The sequence below is a fragment of the Methylolobus aquaticus genome (genome assembly GCF_054172105.1).
The window spans coordinates 368,843-390,220 of record NZ_JBSYXP010000001.1 but is presented as its reverse complement, the minus strand read 5'-3'; the positions used below and the strand labels follow the sequence as shown (position 1 = coordinate 390,220).

Below are 21,378 nucleotides of genomic sequence, written 5' to 3'. Positions count from 1 at the left end.
GCCACCATTCTAATTTCCGAAGCGGAGTATCGACCTCAATTCTGCTCAAAAATGCTCAGGTAATCGCCGTAGCCTTCCGCGGCCATGTCCTCCTTAGGGACGAAACGCAAGGCGGCCGAGTTCATGCAATAACGTTTTCCGGTGGGTTCCGGACCATCGTCGAAGACGTGCCCCAGATGCGAATCGGCATGTCGGCTCCGGACTTCGGTCCGTGTCATCAGGAATGAACGGTCCGAGCGCTCGACGAGGTTGGCCGGTTCCAGCGGCTGGGTGAAACTGGGCCACCCCGTACCCGAGTCAAACTTGTCGAGAGAACTGAACAAGGGTTCACCGGACACGACATCGACGTAGATGCCCTCGCGATGATTGTCCCATAGCGGGTTCTGGAAGGCGCGTTCGGTGCTATCGCGTTGCGTCACGGCGAACTGCTCGCAGCTCAGCCGCTGACGCAACTCGTCTTCACCGGGTTTTTTGTAGCTTGACGGGTCCCAGGCCATTAGCGGTCCTCCTTCATTCAGTTTGTTCCAGATCTGGTGGTTCTTGTTCGTTGCCTGGTCGCCCGGTCATGACACCCGATCCGGGGGCGGACTACCGTCCTCATGGCGACCGATCCGAGGACGGTCAATATACGCAACTTAACGCGTTTGCGGCACTGGGGCGCAACCCGCATCGCTGCTCGCGAGTTGGATGCGCGACCGCCGCGCGACAGGCCCACTCGATTCAGCGGGCTCCCTGGGTTTGGGATAAAATATGGCCTCCTTGCTGGTGCCTGAGAACCGTTCGGTTCGAGGGTTAAACGGGAAGCCGGTGCAAGACCGGCGCTGCCCCCGCAACGGTAAATGAGTCAAGGCGGATCTCGACAAAGCCACTGTGCCATCGGCATGGGAAGGCGATCCGCCGGACGCTGTCGCTCATGAGCCCGGAGACCGGCCGCAAGGCACATTCCATCGTCGCGGAGGGCGTCGACAGGGACCGCCGCGACGTGCCTGTCGCGCGCTTTTCCCTTTTGCCTCGCGATGCATGGCCCACGAAGCCGCCGTACGGGTGGTACGGCCGAGCCCCGCAGAGGCAGTAACGCATGCACAGCCCCCTCACCCGCCTGACTGCGACCGCAGTGTTGGGCACAGCCATTGACGCGCACGCCGCCGGCCAGGAGCCGGTAGCTCGCCAACTCGACGAAGTGGTCGTCACCGCGGCCCGCACCCAGACGCCGGTGAACCAGATCGGCAGCAATGTGACCGTAGTCACCGCCGAACAGATCGCGGAACGACAGTATGTCGACGTCGCCGACGTGCTGCGCTACGTCGCCGGACTCGACGTCATTCGCAATGGCGGAGTCGGTCAGACCACGTCGGTGTTCATGCGTGGCGCGGACGCCCGCTTCTCGCTGGTCCTGATCGATGGCATCGAGGCCAACGACCCGGCCAATCCGGGCGGGCAATTCGACTTCGCGAACCTGATGGTCGACCAGATCGACCGCATCGAAGTCGTACGCGGCGGAGAGAGTGCGATTTACGGCTCCGACGCGATCGGCGGCGTCATCAACATCATCACGAAGAAGGGAGAAGGGAAACCGCAAGCCCAGATCTCGGCGCAGGGTGGCACTTATGATGAATTCAAGGTCGGTGGCGACAGCAGCGGCAGCCTGGGCCCGGTGAACTACCAGTTCAGCGCGAGCCGCTTTGAGAACCGCGGCTTCTCGGCCGCGGCACGTGACCTCGGCAACGGGGAGCGCGACGGGTATCGGAATACGACCGTTACGGCCGGCCTGAGCGGCAAGCCGCTCGACAACCTGGACCTGGACTGGACACTGCACTACAACCAAGGCCATACGAAGCTCGACAACTGCGGCGGACGCGGCTGCGACGATCCCAACAACCGCAGCACGACCAGTCAGCTATTCACGCGCGGCCAGGGCAAACTGTCGCTGTTCGATGGCCGCTGGCAGCAAACCCTGGGCGTCGCACTGAGTTCGACCGACCGTCACCTGCTCAATCCCTATGACCCGCTGAATCCGTTCGTGTTCGGCAGCAACTTCGACGGACAGAAGGTCAAGGTGAGTTGGCTGAACGATGTTGCCGTGACGGACAGGCAGGTGCTGACCTTCGGTGGCGAAGACGAACAGGACGCGATCACCAGTGACTCCACCTTTCTTCAAGGTAGCACGACGTCTGCCGAGGGCCCTTTGGACAAGAGCATGAACACGGGCGGCGTATTCCTGCAGCACCGCGCCCGTATCCAGGACAACTGGTTCAGCACGGCGGGCATTCGCTACGACGACAACAACATCAGCGGCAGCAAGGTGACCTGGCGGACCAGCCAGTCGATCGCCGTCGACCGGATCGGACTCCGCATCAAGGGGAACTACGGCACCGGCTTCAAGGTGCCGACGCTGTACCAGTTGTTTGCACCGCCAACAGTGTTCACGGTCCAGGGGCAGGAGCCGATCGTGTTCCCGGCGCTGGGCAATCCCAACCTGACGCCGGAGCGCAGCCGCAACTGGGACATCGGGCTGGAGCAGACCCTGTGGCAAGACCGCGCGCTCGTCGGCGCCTCCTACTTCCACAACGATTACTACAACCTGATCGAGGTACTGGATTTCAGCGAGGGCTACGTGAACGTCGGGCGGGCCAAGGCGGATGGGGCCGAGGTCTTCCTGCAACTGGATCCCTGGGACAGGCTGAGCCTGCGCGGGCAGTACACCTATATGGACACCGAGCAGCTACCCGATGCCGCCAATCCTCAGGACGATTTGTACGGCGGCCAGTCGCTGCTGCGCCGGCCGCGCAACAAAGGGACGTTCGAAGCGATCGTGCGCCCGACGGAGGCATCGACGGTCAACCTGAACGTGGTCGCGGTTGGACGCAAGGACGATATCGACTTTGCCGTCTTTCCGGCCCAACGCGTCACGGTTCCGGGGTACGTCATCTTCAATGCGACCGCGCGCTACTCCGTAAACGACCACGTCGAGCTGTTCGCTCGCGCGATCAATCTGCTGAACAAAACATATCAGGAAGTCTACGGCTACGGCACGGCCGGAGTTTCGGGGTTTGCCGGCTTCAACCTGCGCTTCTAGCGGGAGGGCGACCGGAAAGATGGATCACACGGAAATCGGCTTCGGCAATCCGACGTGCCGGAATCATGCCCCCAAGTGCTGCATGCCTTGGGGGCCGCGGGGCGGTCTAAAGCGACGAGCGGAGAGGTTCAAGCGGGTGATGGCGATGCGCGCCGGCTCTGTGACGACCAGAGTACAGCCAGCAGCACCGGTATCAGATAAACCAAGGCATCGCCGGCGTAAGCCGGGAAATAGCGGCCCACCGTCTCGGCGTAGGCCCATCCGCCGAGCCCCGTTGCTGCTGCCGTCGCTGCGTAAAAGCCCGCGTTCGACACAATGAACGCCGCGCTTAGGCCGAGCAGGGCCCAAAGCATCGCATTGGTCAGCCACAGATAGCCGATCGGCCCGCACTTTCCAGTCAGCCGGCCAGCGCCCCATACCAGGCCGTAAGCCGGCACCAGGAAAACATAGGCCGGTGTCAGACAGGACCAGGGTGCCAGGCCCGTCTGGAACGCGACCCAATCAGCCAGGAAGGCCACGAGCAGCAACCAGCCGAACGACCGGGGCTGCGCCAGAGCGAGGCCCCCGAGGAAGAAGGCAGCCAGAGTGGCATCCGGCAATTGGAACGAAAAAATGCCCGGTATGCGCGTCAACGCGATGGCCAGTGCCAGACCCAGAGCGAGCCGGTCATCGAGCCTACGATTCGAAAGTGTCATGGGTTTACCCCGCAATCTCTGTTGGCGTGATAGTCAAGCGGCCACGGCACCGCATGCGATGTTGCATTGTCCCGAGCGGCACGGTGACCCGCCCCGGTACATCAAGGGTTTCTGATATGATAGGGGCCTCAGACAAACCCCGCGCTGGCGCGCGGTGCCCGTTCCGCCATCCCCTCACGCATGAGCGACAACTTACTTTATCGAGTCGTTTTCGTAAACCAGCAGCAGGTTTACGAACTTTATGCGAAGCGCGTCTACCAGGCTGAGCTGTTCGGATTCGTCGTGATCGAGGATTTTGTGTTCGGAGAAGCCAGCTCGATCGTCATCGACCCGGCGGAAGAGAAGCTCCGGAGCGAATTCGAAAACATCAAGCGGTCCTTTGTGCCCATGCACGAAATCATCCGCATCGACCAGGTCGAACGACGCGGAACCGCGAAGATCATCCCGCTGGATCGCGACGCGGCGTCGGCGGGCAAGATCGCTAAATTCGCCTACCCCGACAAAGCCTGAGGCCCGACCGACCGCGGCCGCGTCACTTAACAACGCGCAGCGCCGGTTTCCCCTTCTTAGGACTTGGCGCCTCCGGCTCGGGCGGGGGCGTTTCAGGGTCCTCATCGCTGTCGAAAACCATGCCTTTGCCGGTTTCTTTGGCATAGAGCGCCAGCACCGCAGGCAACGGCACGGCAACCTGTGTTGGCGTTCCCCCGAAGCGCGCGCTGAAGGCGATGGTGTCATTGCCCAGCGACAGCCCGACCACTGCTTGAGGATTCAAATTCAGAACGATCCGACCATCCTGCACGTATTGCCGCGGCACGACGACATCCGAGCGGTTGGCGTCGACGAGCAAAAAGGGTGTCAACGCATTGTCGACGATCCAGTCGTAGATCGCCCGAACCAGATACGGCTTAAGTGGCACCATCATATGGCCCTGGCCGCGGCGGCGAAGGTGACCAGTTCCCGCTCGTGCTCGCTGAGGCTGGCCTGAAAGGCTTCGCGCTCGAATACCCGGCGCGCATACCGGCGGATCGTGTCACAAGAGCTGGGCAAGTCGACCCCGAGAGCTCCGAGCCGCCACAACAAGGGCGCGAGCACGCAATCGACCAAGGAATAGTCCTCACTGAGGAAGTACGGTTTGGCACCGAATACCGGGCTGGCGGCGATCAGGCTTTCGCGCAACCGGCTGCGGCCGTGAGCCGCGCTCGGCCCGTCCCCGGCCTCGATCGGCTCCAGGTAAGGGTACCAGTCGCGCTCGATCCGGTGTACCAGCATGCGCGATCGCGCGCGCCCGACCGGATCCGTCGGGACCAGCGGAGGGTGCGGAAACCGTTCGTCCAGGTACTCCATGATGATACGGGCGTCGTATAACACGAGATCCCGGTCGACGAGAGTCGGCATCGAACCATAAGGATTGAGGTCGATCAGATCCTCGGGGGGGTGCGCAGGATCAATGAACTCAACGCCCGAGTCGATCGCTTTCTCGTTCAGCACGATACGGATCTGGTGACCGTGAGCGCACGAGGCGGCGCAGAAAAGTGTCATCGCGGCCTTGCGGCCAGCCGAACTAGCCACGCGTCACCCTGTCGAGCCGCGAACGACGGAGATGCGGCACGGTCCGCAGCGGCCTGTCGGTTCGTTCATGCCTGTATGGATTGCTGTGCCTGATGCCGTCTATGTGTTCGCGAGCGGGCCGGACCGACGAGCCCTGGCCTACTCCCGTGACGGTCGGGCAGTATAACACGCAACCCGGGTGTCCGGCTCAGGCAGGTCCCCACAAACCGCGCTGGTTCACTGGTCCAGCGCCGCGGCCAGAGCCGCCAGGAACCGATCGTTTTCATCCGGCTTGCCGACCGTCACGCGCAGACAACGGCGCAAGTGACCACTGCCGGCGGCGAAGGCCTTGACCAGAACACCCTGTGTCTTCAGCGACTCGAAAACCGCGCGCGCATCCTGCGAGAGGAGTTCGAACAGGATGAAATTCGCATTGCTGGGAAAGGCCCGAACGGCAGAGAGCTCGGTCAAGGCCCGATAGAGCCGCTCGCGCTCTGCGAGAATTCGCTCGACCTGAGCGGCAAACACGTGCGGCTTGCTCAGCGCGAACTCGGCGCTGATCTGGGTCAGGATGTTGATGTTGTAGGGAAGACGGAGTTTGTCGAACTCCCGTATCCAGGCCGGCGCCCCAACCAGATACCCCAGTCGCAGGCCCGCCAGCCCGAGTTTGGACAGGGTCCGCATGACCAGCAGTCCGTCGTGGGCACCTACCCTCGGCAAAAAACTGGTGCCGGCGAAGGGCAGATAGGCTTCATCCACGACCACCAGCCCAGGTGCCAGTGCCAGCAGTTCCTCGATCTCTTCCGCGGCATAGAGATTCCCGGTTGGATTGTTCGGGTAGGCGAGAAAAATGACCGCAGGCGCATGCTGTGCTACGGCTTCGCGCATCGCCGGCATATCGAGGGAAAAGTCGTCTAGCCGCAGCGGCACGCCGACGAATCTGAGGCCCAAGCCTTCGGCGAGTTGCCGGTACATCACGAAGGTCGGCTCCGGTGCCATGATGACCGCTTCCCGACCGGCCACCGCCATCAGGATCAACTGAATCAGCTCGTCCGAACCATTGCCGAGCAGGATATCGGCATCGGCCGGCACGTCGGCGGTGACCCGCAGCGCCTCGCGCACCGCGTCGGCCCCCGGGTCGGGGTAACGATTCAGGGCCGCCTCGCGCAAGCAGCCCAGCCACTCGTCGATCATGGCCGGGGGCCAGGTATAGGGGTTTTCCATGGCGTCGAGTTTCACCATCCCGACGGCGGGAGGCACGTGATAGGCGGCGAGCCGCGCCAGTTCGGGGCGCAACACCCAGCGGAGCCGGTCGTCCAAAGCGCTCATCCGTCCTTCGGGATCCGATACTCCGCGGAGCGCGCGTGTGCGGTCAGCCCTTCACCACGGGCCAGCCGCGAAGCGGTTCGCCCGAGACCGGCGGCACCGTCGGCCGAGCAGAAAATCAGACTCGAGCGCTTCTGGAAGTCGTACACCCCGAGCGGTGACGAAAAGCGCGCGGTACCGCCGGTCGGCAACACGTGATTCGGCCCGGCGCAATAATCGCCCAGAGCCTCGGCCGTGTACCGCCCCATGAAGATCGCACCGGCGTTGCGGATCTTACGCACCAGGCTCCGCGGATCGGCAACGGACAGCTCCAGATGTTCCGGAGCGACTCGATTCGCGACCGCGGCCGCCTCATCCAGGTCGCGAACCAGGATCAGTGCCGCCCGCGACGACAGGGAGGCGGCGATCACGGCCGAGCGTTCCATGTCTGGCAGCAGTCGCTGTATGCTCGCTTCCACCGCATCGCGATGGGCCGCATCCGGGGTGATCAGGATGGCCTGCGCGTTCTCGTCATGCTCGGCCTGCGAGAAAAGATCCATCGCGATCCAGTCCGGATCGGTCAGGCCATCGCTGATGATCAGGATCTCGCTGGGCCCGGCGATCATGTCGATCCCCACTTGCCCGAAGACGAGTTGCTTGGCCGTCGCCACATAGATGTTGCCCGGCCCGACGATCTTGTCGACCCGCGGCACCGTCTCGGTCCCGTAGGCGAGCGCGCCGACCGCCTGGGCGCCACCGATCCGGAAAACGCGGTCGACGCCGGCCAGATAAGCGGCGGCCAGCACCCAGGGATTCGTCTCGCCGCCCGGCGTGGGCACGACCATGACGATCTCCGGCACGCCGGCCACCTTGGCGGGCACCACGTTCATCAGCACCGATGAAGGGTATGCGGCCTTGCCACCCGGCACGTAGACACCGACGCGGTCCAGCGGCGTGACCTGTTGCCCCAACACAGTGCCGTCGGGCTCCCGGTACTCCCACGATTCCATGGCCTGCCGCTCCGCATAGGCGCGGATGCGCGCCGCCGCTGTCTCCAGCGCCTCGGCACCCTCCGGGGACAACCCTTCCCAAGCCGCTTGCAACTGGCTTCGCGGAATCTCGAGCTCGGCTGCGGACGCCACGTCACACCGATCGAACTCGCGCGTGGTATCGATCAGGGCACTGTCGCCTTCCCGCCGTACGCGCGCCAGGATGGCCGTCACGCGCTCATGTATCTCACGATCGGAGGTCTCGTCCCAGGCCAGGAGGTCGTCGAGCGCATGATCGAAGTCGGAACTGCCGCTGTCCAGTCGTTTGATCGTGATGTTGACCATCGCCTACTCCGAATGCTTGCCCTGCCGCGCGACCGCCTGACCGAGCAGGTCGACGATCGCACAAACGGCCCGGTGTTTCATCTTCATGGCGGCCTTGTTGACCACGAGCCGGCTGCTGATCTCCATGATCAGCTCACGCGGTTCAAGACCATTCGCTCGCAGCGTGTTGCCGGTATCGACCAGATCGACGATGCAGTCGGCCAGCCCCACCAGGGGCGCAAGTTCCATGGAGCCATAAAGCTTGATGATATCCGCCTGTATGCCCCGTCGGGCGAAATAACCCTGCGCCGTACGGACATATTTGGTCGCCACGCGCAGACGCCGCCGACTCGCGACACCGCCGACCGGCGCCGCCGTCATCAAGCGGCAGCGAGCGATGTTCAGATCCAGCGGTTCATATAACCCTTCCGGGCCGTATTCCAACAGCGCATCCTTGCCGGCGATGCCGAGATCGGCGGCACCGTATTCGACATAGGTCGGGACATCCGAGGCGCGGACGATCAGCAACTGGACGTCCTCTCGATTGGTCGGGATGATCAGCTTGCGGCTTTTGTCGGGGTCGACGGTTGGCACGACGCCGGCTGCCGCCAGCAGCGGCAGCGCCTCTTCGAAAATTCGCCCTTTGGAGACAGCCAGGGTCAGCATGGCGTCACTGCGGCACGCGACGAATGGTTGCGCCCAACTGCGACAACTTCTCCTCGATACATTCGTAACCGCGGTCGATGTGGTAGATGCGCTGCACGACGGTCTGCCCTTCTGCCACGAGGCCCGCGAGCACCAGGCTCGCGGAGGCACGTAGGTCGGTCGCCATGACAGGCGCCGCCGTCAGCATCGGGACACCGCGGATGATCGCCGTGTTGGACTCGACCTCGATATTCGCGCCCATGCGCTGCATCTCGTGCACGTGCATGAAGCGATTCTCGAAAACCGTCTCGGTGATCACGCCGACGCCCTGGGCAATGCTGTTCATCGCCGTGAACTGCGCCTGCATGTCGGTCGGGAAGGCCGGATAGGGCGCGGTGCGGAGCGAGACGGCCTGCGGCCGCTGTCCCTTCATGTCGAGTTCGATCCAGTTTTCGCCGCAGGTGATTTCGGCACCGGCCTGACGCAGCTTGACCAGCACCGCGTCAAGCAGATCGGGACGCGTATTCTTGAGTTTAACCTTGCCCGCGGTCATTGCCGCCGCGACGAGGTAAGTGCCGGTTTCGATCCGGTCCGGCAGAATGGAGTAGTGGAGCCCGGCACCCGAGAGCGATTCGACGCCCTCGATCTCAATGATATCGGTGCCGGCACCATGGACCTTAGCGCCCATTTCATTCAGGAAGTTTGCAAGGTCCACAACCTCGGGCTCCCGGGCGGCATTCTCGATCACGGTCGTGCCACTGGCCAGCGCAGCCGCCATGACCAGATTCTCGGTACCGGTCACGGTCACCTGGTCAAGGACCAGCCGACAACCGCGAAGTCGCTTCGCCTCGGCATGGATGTAGCCGTTGCGGACGGTGATGTCCGCACCCATCGCACTAAGCCCCTCAAGATGCAGATTCACTGGTCGGGAACCGATGGCGCAACCACCGGGCAGCGACACATCCGCTCGTCCGAAACGCGCGACCAGCGGTCCGAGCACCAGAATCGAGGCTCTCATCGTCTTGACGAGTTCGTAGGGCGCGTCGAAGTTCTTGATGGTATCGGCGTTCGCCTCGATGTTGAGTTTCTCGTCGATCAGCAGCTCGACACCCATGCGCCCCAGCAACTCCATCGTCGTCGTGATGTCGTGCAGGTGCGGCACGTTGCCGATCGTCACCGGGCCTTCCGACAACAGCGTCGCCGCAAGGATCGGCAGCGCGGCGTTCTTCGCGCCAGAGATCCGCAGCTCGCCCGAAAGCGGCTGACCGCCCGTTATCAGTAATTTATCCATTGGCACCTAGCAAAAGATTCACGATTTTCAACGGCCCTTGTCCTCGCGTGGCAGCATCTCGTCGACGCCGGACACGACAGCCAGCGCCTCGACCTGCGCGGGCAGGTTACGCAGACGCAAACGCACGTCACGCTGGCACGCCAGCCGCATCGCCTCGATCAGCAACGCAAGCCCGGCGCTGTCAGCCCGGGTAACTTCCCCCAAATCCAGCAACACGTCGCCGCGTTCGCCTTCGATGACGTCCCCGATAGCCTTGAGAGCGGCACGGGCATTCAGAAAGCTCAGCGTTCCGGCAATGTGATAACAACCCTCGCCCATGCGTCGCACGGCAAAGCGCACCTCGTCATCCGCCACTTGCGCGCGCCCGGGAGCGTCGCGACCGGAACGGAACGGCGCGGCGTTCATTTCGATTCCGCGGCAGCCGATGCGTCGGCCTTCTTATCACCGCCCTCGGCCTTATTGAACAGGAATCGGCTGATCAACTGTTCGAGCACCAGCGCCGACTGCGTCAGCTCGAGTTGGTCACCGTCCTTGAGGTACGTCTCCAGCGCTCCGGCCGTCAGGCCGATGAACTGCTCCCCAAGCAGACCGGCGGTCAGGATGCTGGCGCTGGTATCCTCCGGCAAGGTGTCATATTGCGGATCGATCCGCATCTCGACCACGGCATCGTAGGTCGCTTTGTCGAAGCGGATCGATTTTACCCGCCCGATCGTCACCCCAGCCATCGAAACCGGCGCGCGTACTTTCAGATTCCCGGTGTTTTCGAATCGGGCAAAGAGCGTATATCCCTCGCGACTGGAGCTCAGCTCCCCAAGATTGCTGACCTTCATGGCCAGAAAGAACAGCGCGAGGAAACCAATCCCGACGAACAGTCCCACCCAAATTTCCACGACCCGCGAATGCATCAATCACTCTCCTCTGAGCATCAGGGCGGTCAGTACGAAATCCGATCCCAGCACCGCAAAGGCCGAGTAGACGACCGAGCGCGTCGTCGCCCGACTGACGCCCTCAGCCGTGGGTACCGCATCGTAACCTTCAAATACCGCGATCCAGGTCACTATCAGGCCGAACACCAAACTCTTGATGATGCCGTTGATGATGTCTTCCTCGAAGTCGATCTTGGCCTGCATCTGGGCCCAGAAGGCGCCCTCATCCACACCCAGCAAACCGACGCCAACGAAATAGCCACCGAGCACCCCCACCATGCTGAACAGCGCTGCCAGCAAAGGCATCGACAAAAGACCCGCAAAGAACCGGGGCGCCACCACCCGCTTGATCGGATCGACCGCCATCATTTCCATGCCGGACAACTGCTCGGTGGCCTTCATTAGTCCGATTTCAGCGGTCAGAGCCGACCCGGCCCGACCCGAGAACAGCAAGGCGGTGACCACGGGGCCCAGTTCGCGCACCAGTGACGCGGCGACCAGTACGCCCAGGCTCTGCTCGGCGTCGAATTCGGACAGCACATTGTGCCCTTGCAAGGCCAGTACCATCCCGACGAACAGGCCGGATATGGCGATCAGCAGCATGCTGAGCACGCCGACGACATACATCTCGCGCACCAGCAGTCGCAAGCGCAGCAGCAAGCCCGGCAAGCCCAAGAGCACGTGCGCCAGGAAAATGTGAGCGCGGCCGATGCGCTGGACGCCGCCGAGCGCCCAGATACCCCAGCCCTGCAACACGTCAAGCATCCTCAATGGCGGGCTCCCGGCCGGCGCCTTACCGGTCCCATCAAGTCGCCCGCATAGTCGGCGTCCGACGGGTAGTGGAACGGAACCGGTCCGTCGGCAAGACCATGAACGAACTGAGCCACGAACTGCGAAGCCGAGCGATCCAATTCTTCCGGCGTGCCCTGTCCCACGATCTTGCCTTCCGAAATCATATAGATGTAGTCGGCTATCGAGAGTGTCTCGTGCACGTCATGGGAGACCAGCACGCTGGTCAGGCCAAGACTGTGATTCAGATCGCGGATCAGCTTGACCAGCACGCCCAGCGAGATGGGGTCCTGTCCGGTGAACGGCTCGTCGTACATGATCATCATCGGATCCAGCGCAATCGCCCTGGCCAGCGCGACGCGACGCGCCATGCCGCCCGACAGCTGCGCCGGCATCAGATGACGGGCGCCGCGCAAGCCCACCGCCTGCAGCTTCATCAAGACCAGTGTCCGAATCATCGACTCAGGCAGGCGGGTATGTTCTCGCAGGGGGAAAGCGACGTTTTCGAACACGTCGATGTCGGTGAGCAGCGCGCCCGTCTGGAACAACATGCCCATTTTTCTGCGCAGCGCATACAGATCACGCAAGCCCTGCTCATGCACGACCTTGCCGTCGAAGACGACAGTACCCCGATCCGGCCGCAGCTGACCGCCAATCAATTTCAGCAGAGTCGTCTTGCCGGTACCGCTGGGCCCCATGATTGCCGTGACCTTGCCACGACGAATGTCGAGATCGATACCGTCAAAGATCTTTCTTTCATCCCGGGAAAAAACGAGATCGCGGATGGAAACCAGGTTTCCATCCCCCGAACGGTCGGCGATCGTCATGGAGGCGAGTGATTCAACGCTGCGAAAAACCGACTATTCTGATCGGCTGAGCCGGCTGGCGTCAACCTCAGAGATCGGACCTGCACGCACGACACTACTCACCGATGGTGCGTAGTCCACCCATATAGGGCCGCAGGGCATCGGGCACCACGACGCGTCCCGCCCCGTCCTGATAGTTTTCCATGACCGCAATCAGCGTTCTTCCTACCGCAAGGCCCGAACCATTCAGGGTGTGCGCCAGTTCGGGCTTGCCGGTGTCAGGGTTACGCCACCGCGCACGCAGGCGCCGCGCCTGGAAATCCCGGAAATTGCTGCACGACGATATTTCGCGGTAGGCATTCTGCCCGGGCAGCCAGACCTCCAGATCGTAGGTCTTGGCCGACGAGAAACCGGTATCGCCCGCACACAGCACGACGCGACGAAAGGGCAGATCCAGCTTTTTCAGTATCGCCTCGGCATGGGCGGTCAACGCTTCATGGGCAGCCGACGAGTCTTCGGGTCGCGTGATCTGTACCAATTCAACCTTTTCGAACTGGTGCTGGCGAATCATGCCGCGGACATCCTTGCCGTAGGACCCGGCCTCGCTCCGGAAGCATGGCGTGTGGCACACCCACTTCAGCGGCAAACGGTCGGCTTCAACGATCTCGTCCCGGACCAGATTGGTCACAGGGACCTCCGCCGTCGGGATCAGATAATACGGAGGATCGCGCACCAGCTTGAACAGGTCCGTTTCGAACTTCGGCAGTTGGCCGGTGCCGCGCAGGCTGTCGGCGTTGACCATGAACGGCACGTAGGCCTCGACGTAACCATGCTCGGCCGTATGCACGTCGAGCATGAACTGGGTCAAGGCGCGCTGCAGACGAGCCAGCGGGCCCTGCAAGGTCACAAAACGCGAACCGGTAATCTTGACCGCCGCCTCAAAGTCCATTCCGCCCAGTGCGGTGCCCAGATCGAAGTGCTCCTTTGGCGGAACCTCGAAACAACGTGGCTCGCCCCAGCGGAACATCTCGCGATTGTCGGCATCGCTCGCGCCATCCGGCACGTCCCCGTCCAATACATTCGGGATGTTCAGCAGCAGGTCCTCGAGTTCCCGCTGGATCGCGTCGAGTTGCTGCTCGTTGCGCTTCAACTCGTCGCCGAAGCCCTGCATCTCGGCCAGCAACGGGGTAACGTCCTCGCCTCGGGCCTTGGCCTGTCCGACGCTTTTCGAACGGGCGTTCCGCTCGCTTTGAAGTTCCTGAGTACGGCTCTGGACCGCCTTGCGGCGGGCTTCCAGTTCGGCGAACGCCGCTGTGTCGAGTTGAAAGCCCCGGCGCGCGAGTTGCTTGGCCACGGCATCAAGGTCGGTGCGAACTAAACGCGGATCCAACATAGTCGGGTCTAGGCTCCTTATCCTGATTCGAAAATCTGAAGGCTGTCGCGGCGAAGCATGTAACGCGGCGTGCCGCGGGCTACCATGGTCTACAGAACAGCCTGCATACCGCTGTTCGCCGGATTCCGCACCGCGCCCCTCTCCGTCACGATGACGTCGATCAGCGCAGCGGGCGTCACATCGAAAACCGGATTCCACGCGCTGATCGTACTGTTCGACCCGATGAAACAGGGCGGAAGGAATTCCCGTGGATTGCGCTCCTCGATTACGATGTCCTCGCCGGACCGGCAATTCCGATCGACGGTCGAGGTCGGTGCGACGACCATGAATTTGACCCCGTGTTGTCGAGCCAAAACGGCCAGCGAGTAGGTACCGATCTTGTTGGCCGTATCCCCATTCGCCGCGATTCGATCCGCGCCGACGATCACCCATTGCACGCCTTGGCGACGCATCAACAGGCCCGCGGCCGAATCGGCGATCAGGGTCGCCGGTATACGGTCCTGTGACAATTCCCAGGCCGTCAGCCGCGCGCCCTGCGACCAGGGACGGGTCTCGGTCGCGTACACGTCCCGCCGCGCGCGCCGGCAGAGGCTCCGAATCACGCCCAGTGCCGTGCCATAGCCACCGGTCGCCAGCGAGCCGGTATTGCAATGGGTCAGCACACCGGCAGCCTCCCCGATCAGATCGGCCCCCAGCTCGCCCATGGCCCGATTCGCCGCGACATCTTCGGCATGGATGGCCTCGGCCTTAGCCAGAAGACCCGGGACAGGCGACGTGCCCGCCACCGTTGCAGCAATGACGGAGTGCATCTGGTCAAGCGCCCAGAACAGATTCACCGCCGTCGGACGGGATGCGGCAAGAACCTCCAGGTCCGTCGCTATCGTCTGCTTCCAGTCATCGGGACTCTGCGCATATCGGGCGCGCGCCGCGAGAACCACGCCATAAGCCGCCGCTATGCCAATCGCCGGGGCGCCGCGAACCTGCATGGTGGCAATGGCTTCGGCCACACCCATGGCCGTCGAATGGCAATGGTAATCGCAGTTGTCCGGAAGCCGCCGCTGGTCCAAGACCAGCAAGCCCTCATCGGACCAACGCAGCGCGCGCACGCTATCCTCGACTGCCTCGTGGTATGGATTCGACGTCATGGAAAATACGAACCGGGGAATGAAATGACGAACTTTTCAGTCAGCGCCAGAGTCTGTTCTCGGGAGGGTCGATGGTCAGACCGATAATCTCAAAGACTGAAACCCGAGCGCCGAACGATGAAGGCGCATATTATCTTGCGGACACCCAAAACGAAATGACCCTTCACTCTAACCGGCGATGTGAGGTGCGCGCGTGATTCTCGAACTTTATCTGTGGCTATGGCCGCGCATGCAGCTGCGGTACTGTCTGCGGCGGGGCGGGTATCTTCTGGGTTTGGCGCTTCTGTTCATCGGACCGTTGATTTATGTCAACGTCGACCTGATCCGCAAGGGATTCAAGCCCTCGCAGGCGGGTTTGATGATCGAGGGCAGTCATGAGCAAGTCCAGGTCGACGGGCATTATCTGCCCGAAACGGAAGACTGAGCGGAACGCTGGCGTACCGCCTCGTAAAGCAGCACGCCGGCGGCAACCGATACGTTCAGGCTCTCGACGCTGCCCGCCATCGGGATGCGCACCAGGAAATCACATTTCTGCTCGGTCAGGCGCCGCAGGCCACGGCCTTCGGCGCCGAGCACCACGGCCAGCGGGCCGGTCAACTCGGCGCTGTGCAGTGTCTTCTCGGCGCGCCCCGAAGCTCCGACGATCCAAAGCCCTGCTCCCTTGAGCCGATCCAGACAGCGCGCGAGATTCGTGACGCGGTAGACCGGCACCGTTTCAGCAGCGCCCGAGGCCACTTTGGCCACGGTCGCCGTCAGGCCAACGGCCTGGTCTTTGGGGACCACCACGCCACAGCACCCCGATGCATCCGCCGTTCGCAAACAGGCGCCGAGATTGTGGGGGTCCTGAACCTGATCCAGCACCAACAATAACGGCGAGGCCGTCGCTGCGGCAAGGCGCTCGAACAGTTCCTCCTCACCCTGCTCTGCCGGCAAATTCAGCTCGAGCACGACTCCCTGGTGATTGCCACCGCCCGCCATACGGTCGAGTTGCCCACGGGCGACTCGTTCGATGGCGATCCCCGCCGCATCCAGGGCCTGCGCCAATCGGCCCAGGCGGGCGCCGTGCCGCTGCGCGTCAAAATAAGCCGCGAGGATAGGCACACCACCGTGCTGCTGCAGCGCGGACTCCGCCGCGTGCAGCCCGAACACACGCCGGGCCTGTTTCAACGCCGCCTTCTCTTCTTCACGCCATCGTCCTGACGACTGGCCTTGGCGGCCGGCTCCAGGTCGATCTTGCGGTCGTCGAGATCCACGCGCACCACCGTCACGCGCACCGGATCACCGAGCCGGTAACGCACGCCGGTGCGCTCCCCGACCAGCCGGTGCCCTACCGGATCGTAATGGAAGTAGTCCTTGTCGAGGCTGGAGATGTGCACCAATCCTTCGATGAAGATCTCGCGCAGTTCCACGAACAGGCCAAAGGACGTCACGGCCGAAACGACCCCGTCGAAGGTCTGGCCGACCTTGTCGAGCATGTACTCGCACTTCAACCAGCTGACGACGCCACGCGTGGCCTCGTCGGCGCGCCGCTCGGTGCTGGAGCACTGCTCACCGATCATCAGCACGTCGTTCAGCGCATACTCGAAGGTGTCCGCCTTCCCACCGTCAATGGCATGCACGATCGCACGATGGGTCAGCAGATCGGGGTAGCGCCGGATCGGTGATGTGAAATGGGTGTAGGCGGGCAACGCCAAGCCGAAGTGGCCCTTTTTTTCCGGACTGTATACGGCTTGCGACAGGGATCGCAGCAGAACGGTCTGGATCAGGTGTTCGTCAACGCGGCCGACGATCTTGTCCAGCACCTGAAAATAATGGATGGGCTCGGGGCTGTCACCGCCTTCCAGCGACAGGCCGACCTCCCCCAGAAAGGCCCGCAGGTCGGCGAGCTTCTCGGCGGAAGGGCCATCATGCACACGGAGCAGATGCGGCAATTTCGAGCGCGCGAGGAAGCGCGCCGCGCATTGGTTGGCCAGGATCATGCATTCCTCGATCAGGCGATGCGCGTCGTTGCGCTCCGCCGCGACGATGCTATCGATCTTCTTCCCTTCGCCGAAAATGATCTTGGACTCACGGCTCTCGAAATCGATGGCGCCGCGCTCCTCGCGGGCCCACCGCAGGCGCTTATAGAGCGCAAACAGTTCCTCCAGGTGCGGTACCAGCTGTCGGCGCGCGCGCCGCAGATGCTTGTCGCTGTCGACCAGGATCTTCGCCACCTCGGTATAGGTCAGACGCGCCTGCGACCGCATTAGCCCGCGGTAGAACTGGGAACGGATGACGGTGCCGTCGACGTTGACGCTCATCTCGCAGACCATGCAGAGCCGATCCTCGTCGGGATTCAGCGAACACAGCCCGTTCGACAGGATCTCCGGCAGCATCGGGATGACCCGCTGCGGAAAATACACCGAGTTGCCCCGCAATAGCGCCTCGTTGTCGAGAGCGGAACGAGGTCGGACGTAATGCGACACGTCGGCGATCGCCACGTATAGCTTCCAGCCCTTGGGGGTCCGCTCGCAGTACACTGCGTCATCGAAATCGCGCGCATCCTCGCCATCGATCGTCACGAGCGGCAGATGCCGCAGGTCGACCCGCGCCGGATGAGCATCCTGCGCAACCTGCCCTTCGAAGGGCGCGACTTCCGCCAGCACGGCCTCCGACCAGACATTCGGGAGATCGTAGCTGCGAATCGCGACCTCGATCTCCATGCCGGGCGCCATGTGGTCGCCCAACACTTCGATCACGCGACCGATGGGCTCACGGCGCAGCGTCGGCTGCTCGATGATCTCGACGACGACGATCTGGCCGTTCCGGGCTTCGCCGACGGCCGACTCCGGGATCAGGATGTCATGGTTGATGTTGCGCTGTTCCGGCACCACGAACGCGATACCGCGCTCGATGTACAGGCGGCCGACGACCCGTTGCGTGTTCCGCTCCAGGATTTCCACGACGGCACCCTCACGGCGCCCACGCCGATCGATGCCGGTCACGCTGGCCACGATGCGATCACCCGGCATCAGGGCGCGCATCTCCCGCGGCGACAAAAACAGGTCTTCGCCGCCGTCGTCGGGACGCAGGAAGCCGAAGCCGTCGGCATGACCGAGCACCCGTCCGGCTGTCAGATCCTTGCGATTGACCACACAGTAGCGCTCGCGCCGGTTGCGCAGCAACTGACCATCGCGTTCCATCGCCTGTAATCGTCGCCGTAGCGATTCGAGATCGTCCTCCTCGGTCACGCCGAGCGCCGCCGCCACCTCGTCGAGATTCAGCGGTCGCGCCTGCTCCTTCATCATTTCCAGAATCAGTTCGCGACTCGGAATGGGGCGCTCGTACTTTCCCGCCTCACGCTCGGCGAAGGGGTCCTTGAGTTTGAATTTGGCGGGGTTCGTCGAAGAGGGGTTAGTCATCTGCAAGCAAGAAGGTTGAGCCGGCCGGGATAGCCACGACCGAAAAAAGGATGGGAGATCAGATTAGCTGCGCGCCACGCGGAGTCAGGCCGCCTGTCAACCGCGGGCAAGTCGCGGTCTCTAGAACCGACATGGCGCGCGGAATACGGAAAAAATGGAAACATGGTTGACAGGTTGGCCGCGAGTCATTATTCTTTGCGGCTGTTCGAGAGCGTCAAGCGCTCGACATGCCGAGGTGGCGAAATTGGTAGACGCGCATGATTCAGGTTCATGTGGGGAGACCCTTGGAGGTTCAAGTCCTCTCCTCGGCACCACCCTTCCCCGTTCACGCGAACGGATCCCGCAAGACGATCGTATCCTGACGATCCGGCCCAGTCGAAAGAATGTCGACCGGCACCCCAACCAGATCCTCGATGCGCCGGATGTAACTCCTCGCATTGGCGGGTAATTCGTCCATCCGTGTAATCCCGGCCGTCGACTGCGACCAACCCGGCAGCGTTTCGATTACCGGCTCACACCGGGCATAGTTCTCTGCACCCTGCGGCACGACATCGATCACGGCCCCGTCGTGGCGATAAGCGACGCACAGACCGATGCTCTCCAGCCCATCCAGCACGTCCAGCTTCGTCAGACACAAGCCGCTCAGGCTATTGAGCCGGGCGGATTTACGCATCAGCACCGCATCGAACCACCCGCAACGCCGCCGCCGGCCAGTGGTGGCACCAAACTCCGCGCCGCGAGACGATAAATGCTCACCGGTCTCGTCGAACAGTTCGGTCGGAAACGGGCCGTTGCCGACTCGGGTCGAATACGCCTTCGTGATGCCGAGTACGTAGTCGAAATCGAGCAGCCCGACGCCGGTGCCGCACGGAGCCCCGCCGGCGGTGGTGTTGGACGAGGTCACGAAGGGATACGTACCATGGTCTATGTCCAGCATCGCGCCCTGGGCGCCCTCGAAAAGCACGTTGCGACCCGCCGTTTGCAGGCCATACAAGGTTTCCGCGACGTCACCCAACATCCCGCGAATATTCTCGCCGACCGCCATGACCTCATCATGCATGCGGTCGAAGTCGATGCCAGGCTCCTCGAAATACCGCGTCAGCACGAAATTATGGAGTTCCCATAGTTCGCGCAGACGCTCGCTGAACAAGGCCGGATTCAGGAAATCGCCGGCGCGAATGCCGCGCCGTGCCACCTTGTCCTCGTAGGCCGGACCGATGCCCCGCCCCGTCGTCCCGATGGCCTTGCTGCCTCGCGCCTTCTCCCGGGCCGTATCGAGTGCCACGTGCAGGGGCAGCACGATGGCGCAGGACTGGCTGATCTGCAGACGTTCGCGTACCGCCACACCAGCCTTTTCGAGCACGTCGATCTCACTGAGCAGCGCTTCGGGCGACAGAACGACGCCGTTGCCGATCAAGCACTGCACGCCTGCCCGCAGGATCCCCGAGGGCACCAGATGCAGTACGGTCTTCCGACCGTCGATCACCAGCGTATGTCCGGCATTGTGACCGCCCTGGAAGCGCACCACGGCATCCGCGTTTTCGGTCAGCAGGTCGACCAGCTTCCCCTTTCCTTCATCGCCCCACTGCGTGCCGATGACGACGACGTTTTTTCCCATGAAAACACTCTCTAGCCAATCAAAATGATGTAGGGGCCCGGAGGCTTCCGTCGGGCAGCACCCGAGCGAGCTTCACCGCCGGGACGGGGGTGTTTAAGTCCCCGCGAACCGGCGCCGGAACAGAATAGAAACCCCTGCTATGCAGACCGAATCAAGCCGGTCCGTCGAACTCCGCCACCGGTGTCAACTGCCATGCGCCCGCCCGCGACTCCAGTCGGTGGGTGCAGCCCATGGCCTGCGGCGAGGCTGCCTGACCGGGAAGCTCACAGATCACGGTGCGCCCGCCGGCTCTCAAGCGACGGATCTCGATATGCAGCGACTCGTCTTCCACGGAAGGCGCGAAGACCGTGCCCTGAAGGTCGTCACCGGCGGGCGATTGGACTCCAAGGCGCGCGAGTACCCGCAGATCCGCGCTGAATCCCGTTGCCGGTCTGGCATGACCGAAGACGCGACCGATATCGTCGTAGCGTCCCCCACGCGCGATCTCACGGCCATAGCCCGGCACGAAGGCCGCGAACACGACGCCGGTCTGGTAATGGTAACCCCGGAGTTCAGCGAGGTCGAAATGAATCGGGAGACTGGGGAAACGCCTCTGCACGGCGTGGGCGATGCTCTCCAGCTCGTCCAGCGCCCGATGCAGTGCGCCGTCGCCAGCAGCGAGGCGCTGTCGTGCCTGCGCCAGCATCTCCACCCCCCCATTGAGATCGATCAATGCGGCAAACTGGTCGGCTACCGTCGGCGGCACTGCGGCTGCGGTCAGCCACTCGCCCATTTCCGGGCGCGCCTTCCGCTGCAGGATCTCGAACAACTCCCTTTCGGTGATCGAATCCAGCCCGGCGGCTGCTGCCAGCGAGCGATAGATACCGACGTGCCCGAGGTCGAGGTGCACGCTGGAGATCCCTGCGACGGCCAGCATCTCCAACATCAGCGCCACGACTTCAAGGTCGCTGGCACCGCCAGCATGGCCGTACAACTCGGCGCCGACCTGCATCGGGCTGCGCGAGGACTCCAGCCGATCGTTGAGCGTATGCAGCACGGTTCCGAGATAGCACATTCGGGATGGCACGCCTTCTTCCGAATGGCGGGCATCGATCCGCGCCACCTGCGGTGTCATATCCGCGCGGACCCCCAACAGGCGGCCGCTGACTTGATCGATCAGCTTAAAAGTCTTGATGTCGAGATCATGCCCGGTTCCCGTCAGCAGGGACTCCATGAACTCGATCAGCGGCGTCACCACGAGGCGATAGCCCCATGTGGAAAACAGATCGAGCACTTCTCGACGCATACGTTCCAGACGCGCCGCGTCGTCGGGAAGTATTTCCTCTATGCCCTCAGGGAGCAGCCAAGTATCGTCGTGGAGGCTGGGACGAGTCATGAGATCGGCAATTGACACGGCGTTGCGCCCGGACACCGCTGCGGTGGGCCGG

21 protein-coding genes, 1 tRNA gene and 1 riboswitch are annotated in these 21,378 nt (G+C 62.9%); of the genes, 4 read left to right on the top strand and 18 right to left on the bottom strand.

The genetic code is table 11. From position 1 onward, the window contains the following. Nucleotides 1-35: 35 nt before the first annotated feature. Nucleotides 36-497, bottom strand: a complete 462-nt coding sequence (msrB, locus tag ACW73L_RS01805) for a peptide-methionine (R)-S-oxide reductase MsrB (RefSeq protein WP_498919637.1) — start codon at nucleotides 495-497, stop codon at nucleotides 36-38. Between the two features lie 248 nt (nucleotides 498-745). Beyond that, nucleotides 746-949, top strand: a riboswitch (cobalamin riboswitch). A gap of 129 nt (nucleotides 950-1,078) precedes the next feature. On the opposite strand from msrB, the gene ACW73L_RS01800 reads away from it, so the two are divergent. Then, on the top strand, nucleotides 1,079-3,076 hold the full coding sequence (locus ACW73L_RS01800; protein WP_498919636.1) for a TonB-dependent receptor plug domain-containing protein: 1,998 nt from the start codon (nucleotides 1,079-1,081) through the stop codon (nucleotides 3,074-3,076). Nucleotides 3,077-3,204: 128 nt separating this feature from the next. Here the strand turns inward: ACW73L_RS01800 and ACW73L_RS01795 are convergent, their stop codons facing one another. Then, nucleotides 3,205-3,771, bottom strand: coding sequence for a hypothetical protein (locus ACW73L_RS01795; protein WP_498919635.1), 567 nt, complete (start codon nucleotides 3,769-3,771; stop codon nucleotides 3,205-3,207). A gap of 180 nt (nucleotides 3,772-3,951) precedes the next feature. On the opposite strand from ACW73L_RS01795, the gene ACW73L_RS01790 reads away from it, so the two are divergent. Beyond that, complete coding sequence (locus tag ACW73L_RS01790; RefSeq protein ID WP_498919634.1) at nucleotides 3,952-4,281, top strand: DUF1820 family protein; 330 nt, start codon at nucleotides 3,952-3,954, stop codon at nucleotides 4,279-4,281. A gap of 22 nt (nucleotides 4,282-4,303) precedes the next feature. Here ACW73L_RS01790 and ACW73L_RS01785 read toward each other — a convergent pair whose 3' ends face one another. The 12 genes from ACW73L_RS01785 to mtnA all read right to left on the bottom strand — a co-directional run bounded on the left by ACW73L_RS01785 (nucleotide 4,304) and on the right by mtnA (nucleotide 14,932). Then, entirely contained in the window at nucleotides 4,304-4,690 is a 387-nt protein-coding gene (locus ACW73L_RS01785) for a ClpXP protease specificity-enhancing factor (protein WP_129882648.1), read from the bottom strand. Beyond that, on the bottom strand, nucleotides 4,690-5,310 hold the full coding sequence (locus ACW73L_RS01780) for a glutathione S-transferase N-terminal domain-containing protein (RefSeq protein WP_498919633.1): 621 nt from the start codon (nucleotides 5,308-5,310) through the stop codon (nucleotides 4,690-4,692). Before ACW73L_RS01780 ends, ACW73L_RS01785 begins: the two co-directional genes overlap by 1 nt. 246 nt (nucleotides 5,311-5,556) lie before the next feature. Continuing rightward, nucleotides 5,557-6,648, bottom strand: a complete 1,092-nt coding sequence (hisC, locus tag ACW73L_RS01775; RefSeq protein WP_498919632.1) for a histidinol-phosphate transaminase — start codon at nucleotides 6,646-6,648, stop codon at nucleotides 5,557-5,559. Continuing rightward, complete coding sequence (gene hisD / locus ACW73L_RS01770; RefSeq protein ID WP_498919630.1) at nucleotides 6,645-7,958, bottom strand: histidinol dehydrogenase; 1,314 nt, start codon at nucleotides 7,956-7,958, stop codon at nucleotides 6,645-6,647. The genes hisC and hisD overlap by 4 nt, the downstream gene beginning before the upstream one ends. Before the next feature lie 3 nt (nucleotides 7,959-7,961). Further along, nucleotides 7,962-8,603 carry an ATP phosphoribosyltransferase gene (gene hisG / locus ACW73L_RS01765; protein ID WP_498919628.1) on the bottom strand — a complete coding sequence of 214 codons (642 nt, stop codon included), beginning with the start codon at nucleotides 8,601-8,603 and terminating at the stop codon, nucleotides 7,962-7,964. Between the two features lie 4 nt (nucleotides 8,604-8,607). Further along, nucleotides 8,608-9,873: a UDP-N-acetylglucosamine 1-carboxyvinyltransferase gene (murA, locus tag ACW73L_RS01760; RefSeq protein ID WP_498919626.1), complete on the bottom strand. Its 1,266-nt coding sequence runs from the start codon at nucleotides 9,871-9,873 to the stop codon at nucleotides 8,608-8,610. Nucleotides 9,874-9,900: 27 nt separating this feature from the next. Beyond that, a complete protein-coding gene (locus tag ACW73L_RS01755; protein ID WP_498919625.1) occupies nucleotides 9,901-10,278 on the bottom strand; it encodes an STAS domain-containing protein in 378 nt (125 codons plus the stop codon). Further along, nucleotides 10,275-10,778, bottom strand: a complete 504-nt coding sequence (mlaD, locus tag ACW73L_RS01750) for an outer membrane lipid asymmetry maintenance protein MlaD (protein WP_129882381.1) — start codon at nucleotides 10,776-10,778, stop codon at nucleotides 10,275-10,277. The genes ACW73L_RS01755 and mlaD overlap by 4 nt, the downstream gene beginning before the upstream one ends. 3 nt (nucleotides 10,779-10,781) lie before the next feature. Continuing rightward, a complete protein-coding gene (mlaE, locus tag ACW73L_RS01745; RefSeq protein WP_129882649.1) occupies nucleotides 10,782-11,564 on the bottom strand; it encodes a lipid asymmetry maintenance ABC transporter permease subunit MlaE in 783 nt (260 codons plus the stop codon). Between the two features lie 2 nt (nucleotides 11,565-11,566). Beyond that, nucleotides 11,567-12,415 (bottom strand): ABC transporter ATP-binding protein, encoded by an 849-nt coding sequence (locus tag ACW73L_RS01740; protein WP_498919624.1) that lies wholly within the window; start codon nucleotides 12,413-12,415, stop codon nucleotides 11,567-11,569. A gap of 94 nt (nucleotides 12,416-12,509) precedes the next feature. Then, nucleotides 12,510-13,787: a serine--tRNA ligase gene (gene serS, locus ACW73L_RS01735; protein WP_498919623.1), complete on the bottom strand. Its 1,278-nt coding sequence runs from the start codon at nucleotides 13,785-13,787 to the stop codon at nucleotides 12,510-12,512. Between the two features lie 89 nt (nucleotides 13,788-13,876). Beyond that, on the bottom strand, nucleotides 13,877-14,932 hold the full coding sequence (gene mtnA, locus ACW73L_RS01730) for an S-methyl-5-thioribose-1-phosphate isomerase (RefSeq protein ID WP_498919622.1): 1,056 nt from the start codon (nucleotides 14,930-14,932) through the stop codon (nucleotides 13,877-13,879). 193 nt (nucleotides 14,933-15,125) lie between these two features. Between mtnA and ACW73L_RS01725 the strand changes: the two genes are divergently transcribed. Then, on the top strand, nucleotides 15,126-15,356 hold the full coding sequence (locus tag ACW73L_RS01725; RefSeq protein WP_129882385.1) for a hypothetical protein: 231 nt from the start codon (nucleotides 15,126-15,128) through the stop codon (nucleotides 15,354-15,356). Here the strand turns inward: ACW73L_RS01725 and rlmB are convergent. Both rlmB and rnr read right to left on the bottom strand, forming a co-directional pair. Then, nucleotides 15,332-16,099: a 23S rRNA (guanosine(2251)-2'-O)-methyltransferase RlmB gene (rlmB, locus tag ACW73L_RS01720; RefSeq protein WP_498919621.1), complete on the bottom strand. Its 768-nt coding sequence runs from the start codon at nucleotides 16,097-16,099 to the stop codon at nucleotides 15,332-15,334. The genes ACW73L_RS01725 and rlmB overlap by 25 nt on opposite strands. Further along, nucleotides 16,096-18,333 carry a ribonuclease R gene (gene rnr / locus ACW73L_RS01715; protein WP_498919620.1) on the bottom strand — a complete coding sequence of 746 codons (2,238 nt, stop codon included), beginning with the start codon at nucleotides 18,331-18,333 and terminating at the stop codon, nucleotides 16,096-16,098. Before rnr ends, rlmB begins: the two co-directional genes overlap by 4 nt. Nucleotides 18,334-18,562: 229 nt before the next feature. On the opposite strand from rnr, the gene ACW73L_RS01710 reads away from it, so the two are divergent. Then, nucleotides 18,563-18,647 (top strand) — tRNA-Leu (locus tag ACW73L_RS01710). Nucleotides 18,648-18,658: 11 nt separating this feature from the next. Here ACW73L_RS01710 and ACW73L_RS01705 read toward each other — a convergent pair. Both ACW73L_RS01705 and ACW73L_RS01700 read right to left on the bottom strand, forming a co-directional pair. Beyond that, nucleotides 18,659-19,951: an adenylosuccinate synthase gene (locus ACW73L_RS01705; RefSeq protein WP_498919619.1), complete on the bottom strand. Its 1,293-nt coding sequence runs from the start codon at nucleotides 19,949-19,951 to the stop codon at nucleotides 18,659-18,661. Nucleotides 19,952-20,102: 151 nt separating this feature from the next. Beyond that, nucleotides 20,103-21,326: an ATP phosphoribosyltransferase regulatory subunit gene (locus ACW73L_RS01700; protein WP_498919618.1), complete on the bottom strand. Its 1,224-nt coding sequence runs from the start codon at nucleotides 21,324-21,326 to the stop codon at nucleotides 20,103-20,105. Nucleotides 21,327-21,378: the final 52 nt, after the last annotated feature.

Coding starts and splice junctions, on each gene's coding strand:
- ACW73L_RS01800 (WP_498919636.1), top strand. CDS start 1,079: ATGCACAGCCCCCTCACCCGCCTGACTGCGACCGCAGTGTTGGGCACA.
- ACW73L_RS01755 (WP_498919625.1), bottom strand. CDS start 10,278: ATGAACGCCGCGCCGTTCCGTTCCGGTCGCGACGCTCCCGGGCGCGCG.
- hisD (WP_498919630.1), bottom strand. CDS start 7,958: ATGGTCAACATCACGATCAAACGACTGGACAGCGGCAGTTCCGACTTC.
- murA (WP_498919626.1), bottom strand. CDS start 9,873: ATGGATAAATTACTGATAACGGGCGGTCAGCCGCTTTCGGGCGAGCTG.
- msrB (WP_498919637.1), bottom strand. CDS start 497: ATGGCCTGGGACCCGTCAAGCTACAAAAAACCCGGTGAAGACGAGTTG.
- mtnA (WP_498919622.1), bottom strand. CDS start 14,932: ATGACGTCGAATCCATACCACGAGGCAGTCGAGGATAGCGTGCGCGCG.
- hisG (WP_498919628.1), bottom strand. CDS start 8,603: ATGCTGACCCTGGCTGTCTCCAAAGGGCGAATTTTCGAAGAGGCGCTG.
- serS (WP_498919623.1), bottom strand. CDS start 13,787: ATGTTGGATCCGCGTTTAGTTCGCACCGACCTTGATGCCGTGGCCAAG.
- mlaD (WP_129882381.1), bottom strand. CDS start 10,778: ATGCATTCGCGGGTCGTGGAAATTTGGGTGGGACTGTTCGTCGGGATT.
- ACW73L_RS01785 (WP_129882648.1), bottom strand. CDS start 4,690: ATGGTGCCACTTAAGCCGTATCTGGTTCGGGCGATCTACGACTGGATC.
- ACW73L_RS01700 (WP_498919618.1), bottom strand. CDS start 21,326: ATGACTCGTCCCAGCCTCCACGACGATACTTGGCTGCTCCCTGAGGGC.
- hisC (WP_498919632.1), bottom strand. CDS start 6,648: ATGAGCGCTTTGGACGACCGGCTCCGCTGGGTGTTGCGCCCCGAACTG.
- mlaE (WP_129882649.1), bottom strand. CDS start 11,564: ATGCTTGACGTGTTGCAGGGCTGGGGTATCTGGGCGCTCGGCGGCGTC.
- ACW73L_RS01795 (WP_498919635.1), bottom strand. CDS start 3,771: ATGACACTTTCGAATCGTAGGCTCGATGACCGGCTCGCTCTGGGTCTG.
- ACW73L_RS01780 (WP_498919633.1), bottom strand. CDS start 5,310: ATGACACTTTTCTGCGCCGCCTCGTGCGCTCACGGTCACCAGATCCGT.
- ACW73L_RS01740 (WP_498919624.1), bottom strand. CDS start 12,415: ATGACGATCGCCGACCGTTCGGGGGATGGAAACCTGGTTTCCATCCGC.
- rnr (WP_498919620.1), bottom strand. CDS start 18,333: ATGACTAACCCCTCTTCGACGAACCCCGCCAAATTCAAACTCAAGGAC.
- ACW73L_RS01705 (WP_498919619.1), bottom strand. CDS start 19,951: ATGGGAAAAAACGTCGTCGTCATCGGCACGCAGTGGGGCGATGAAGGA.
- ACW73L_RS01790 (WP_498919634.1), top strand. CDS start 3,952: ATGAGCGACAACTTACTTTATCGAGTCGTTTTCGTAAACCAGCAGCAG.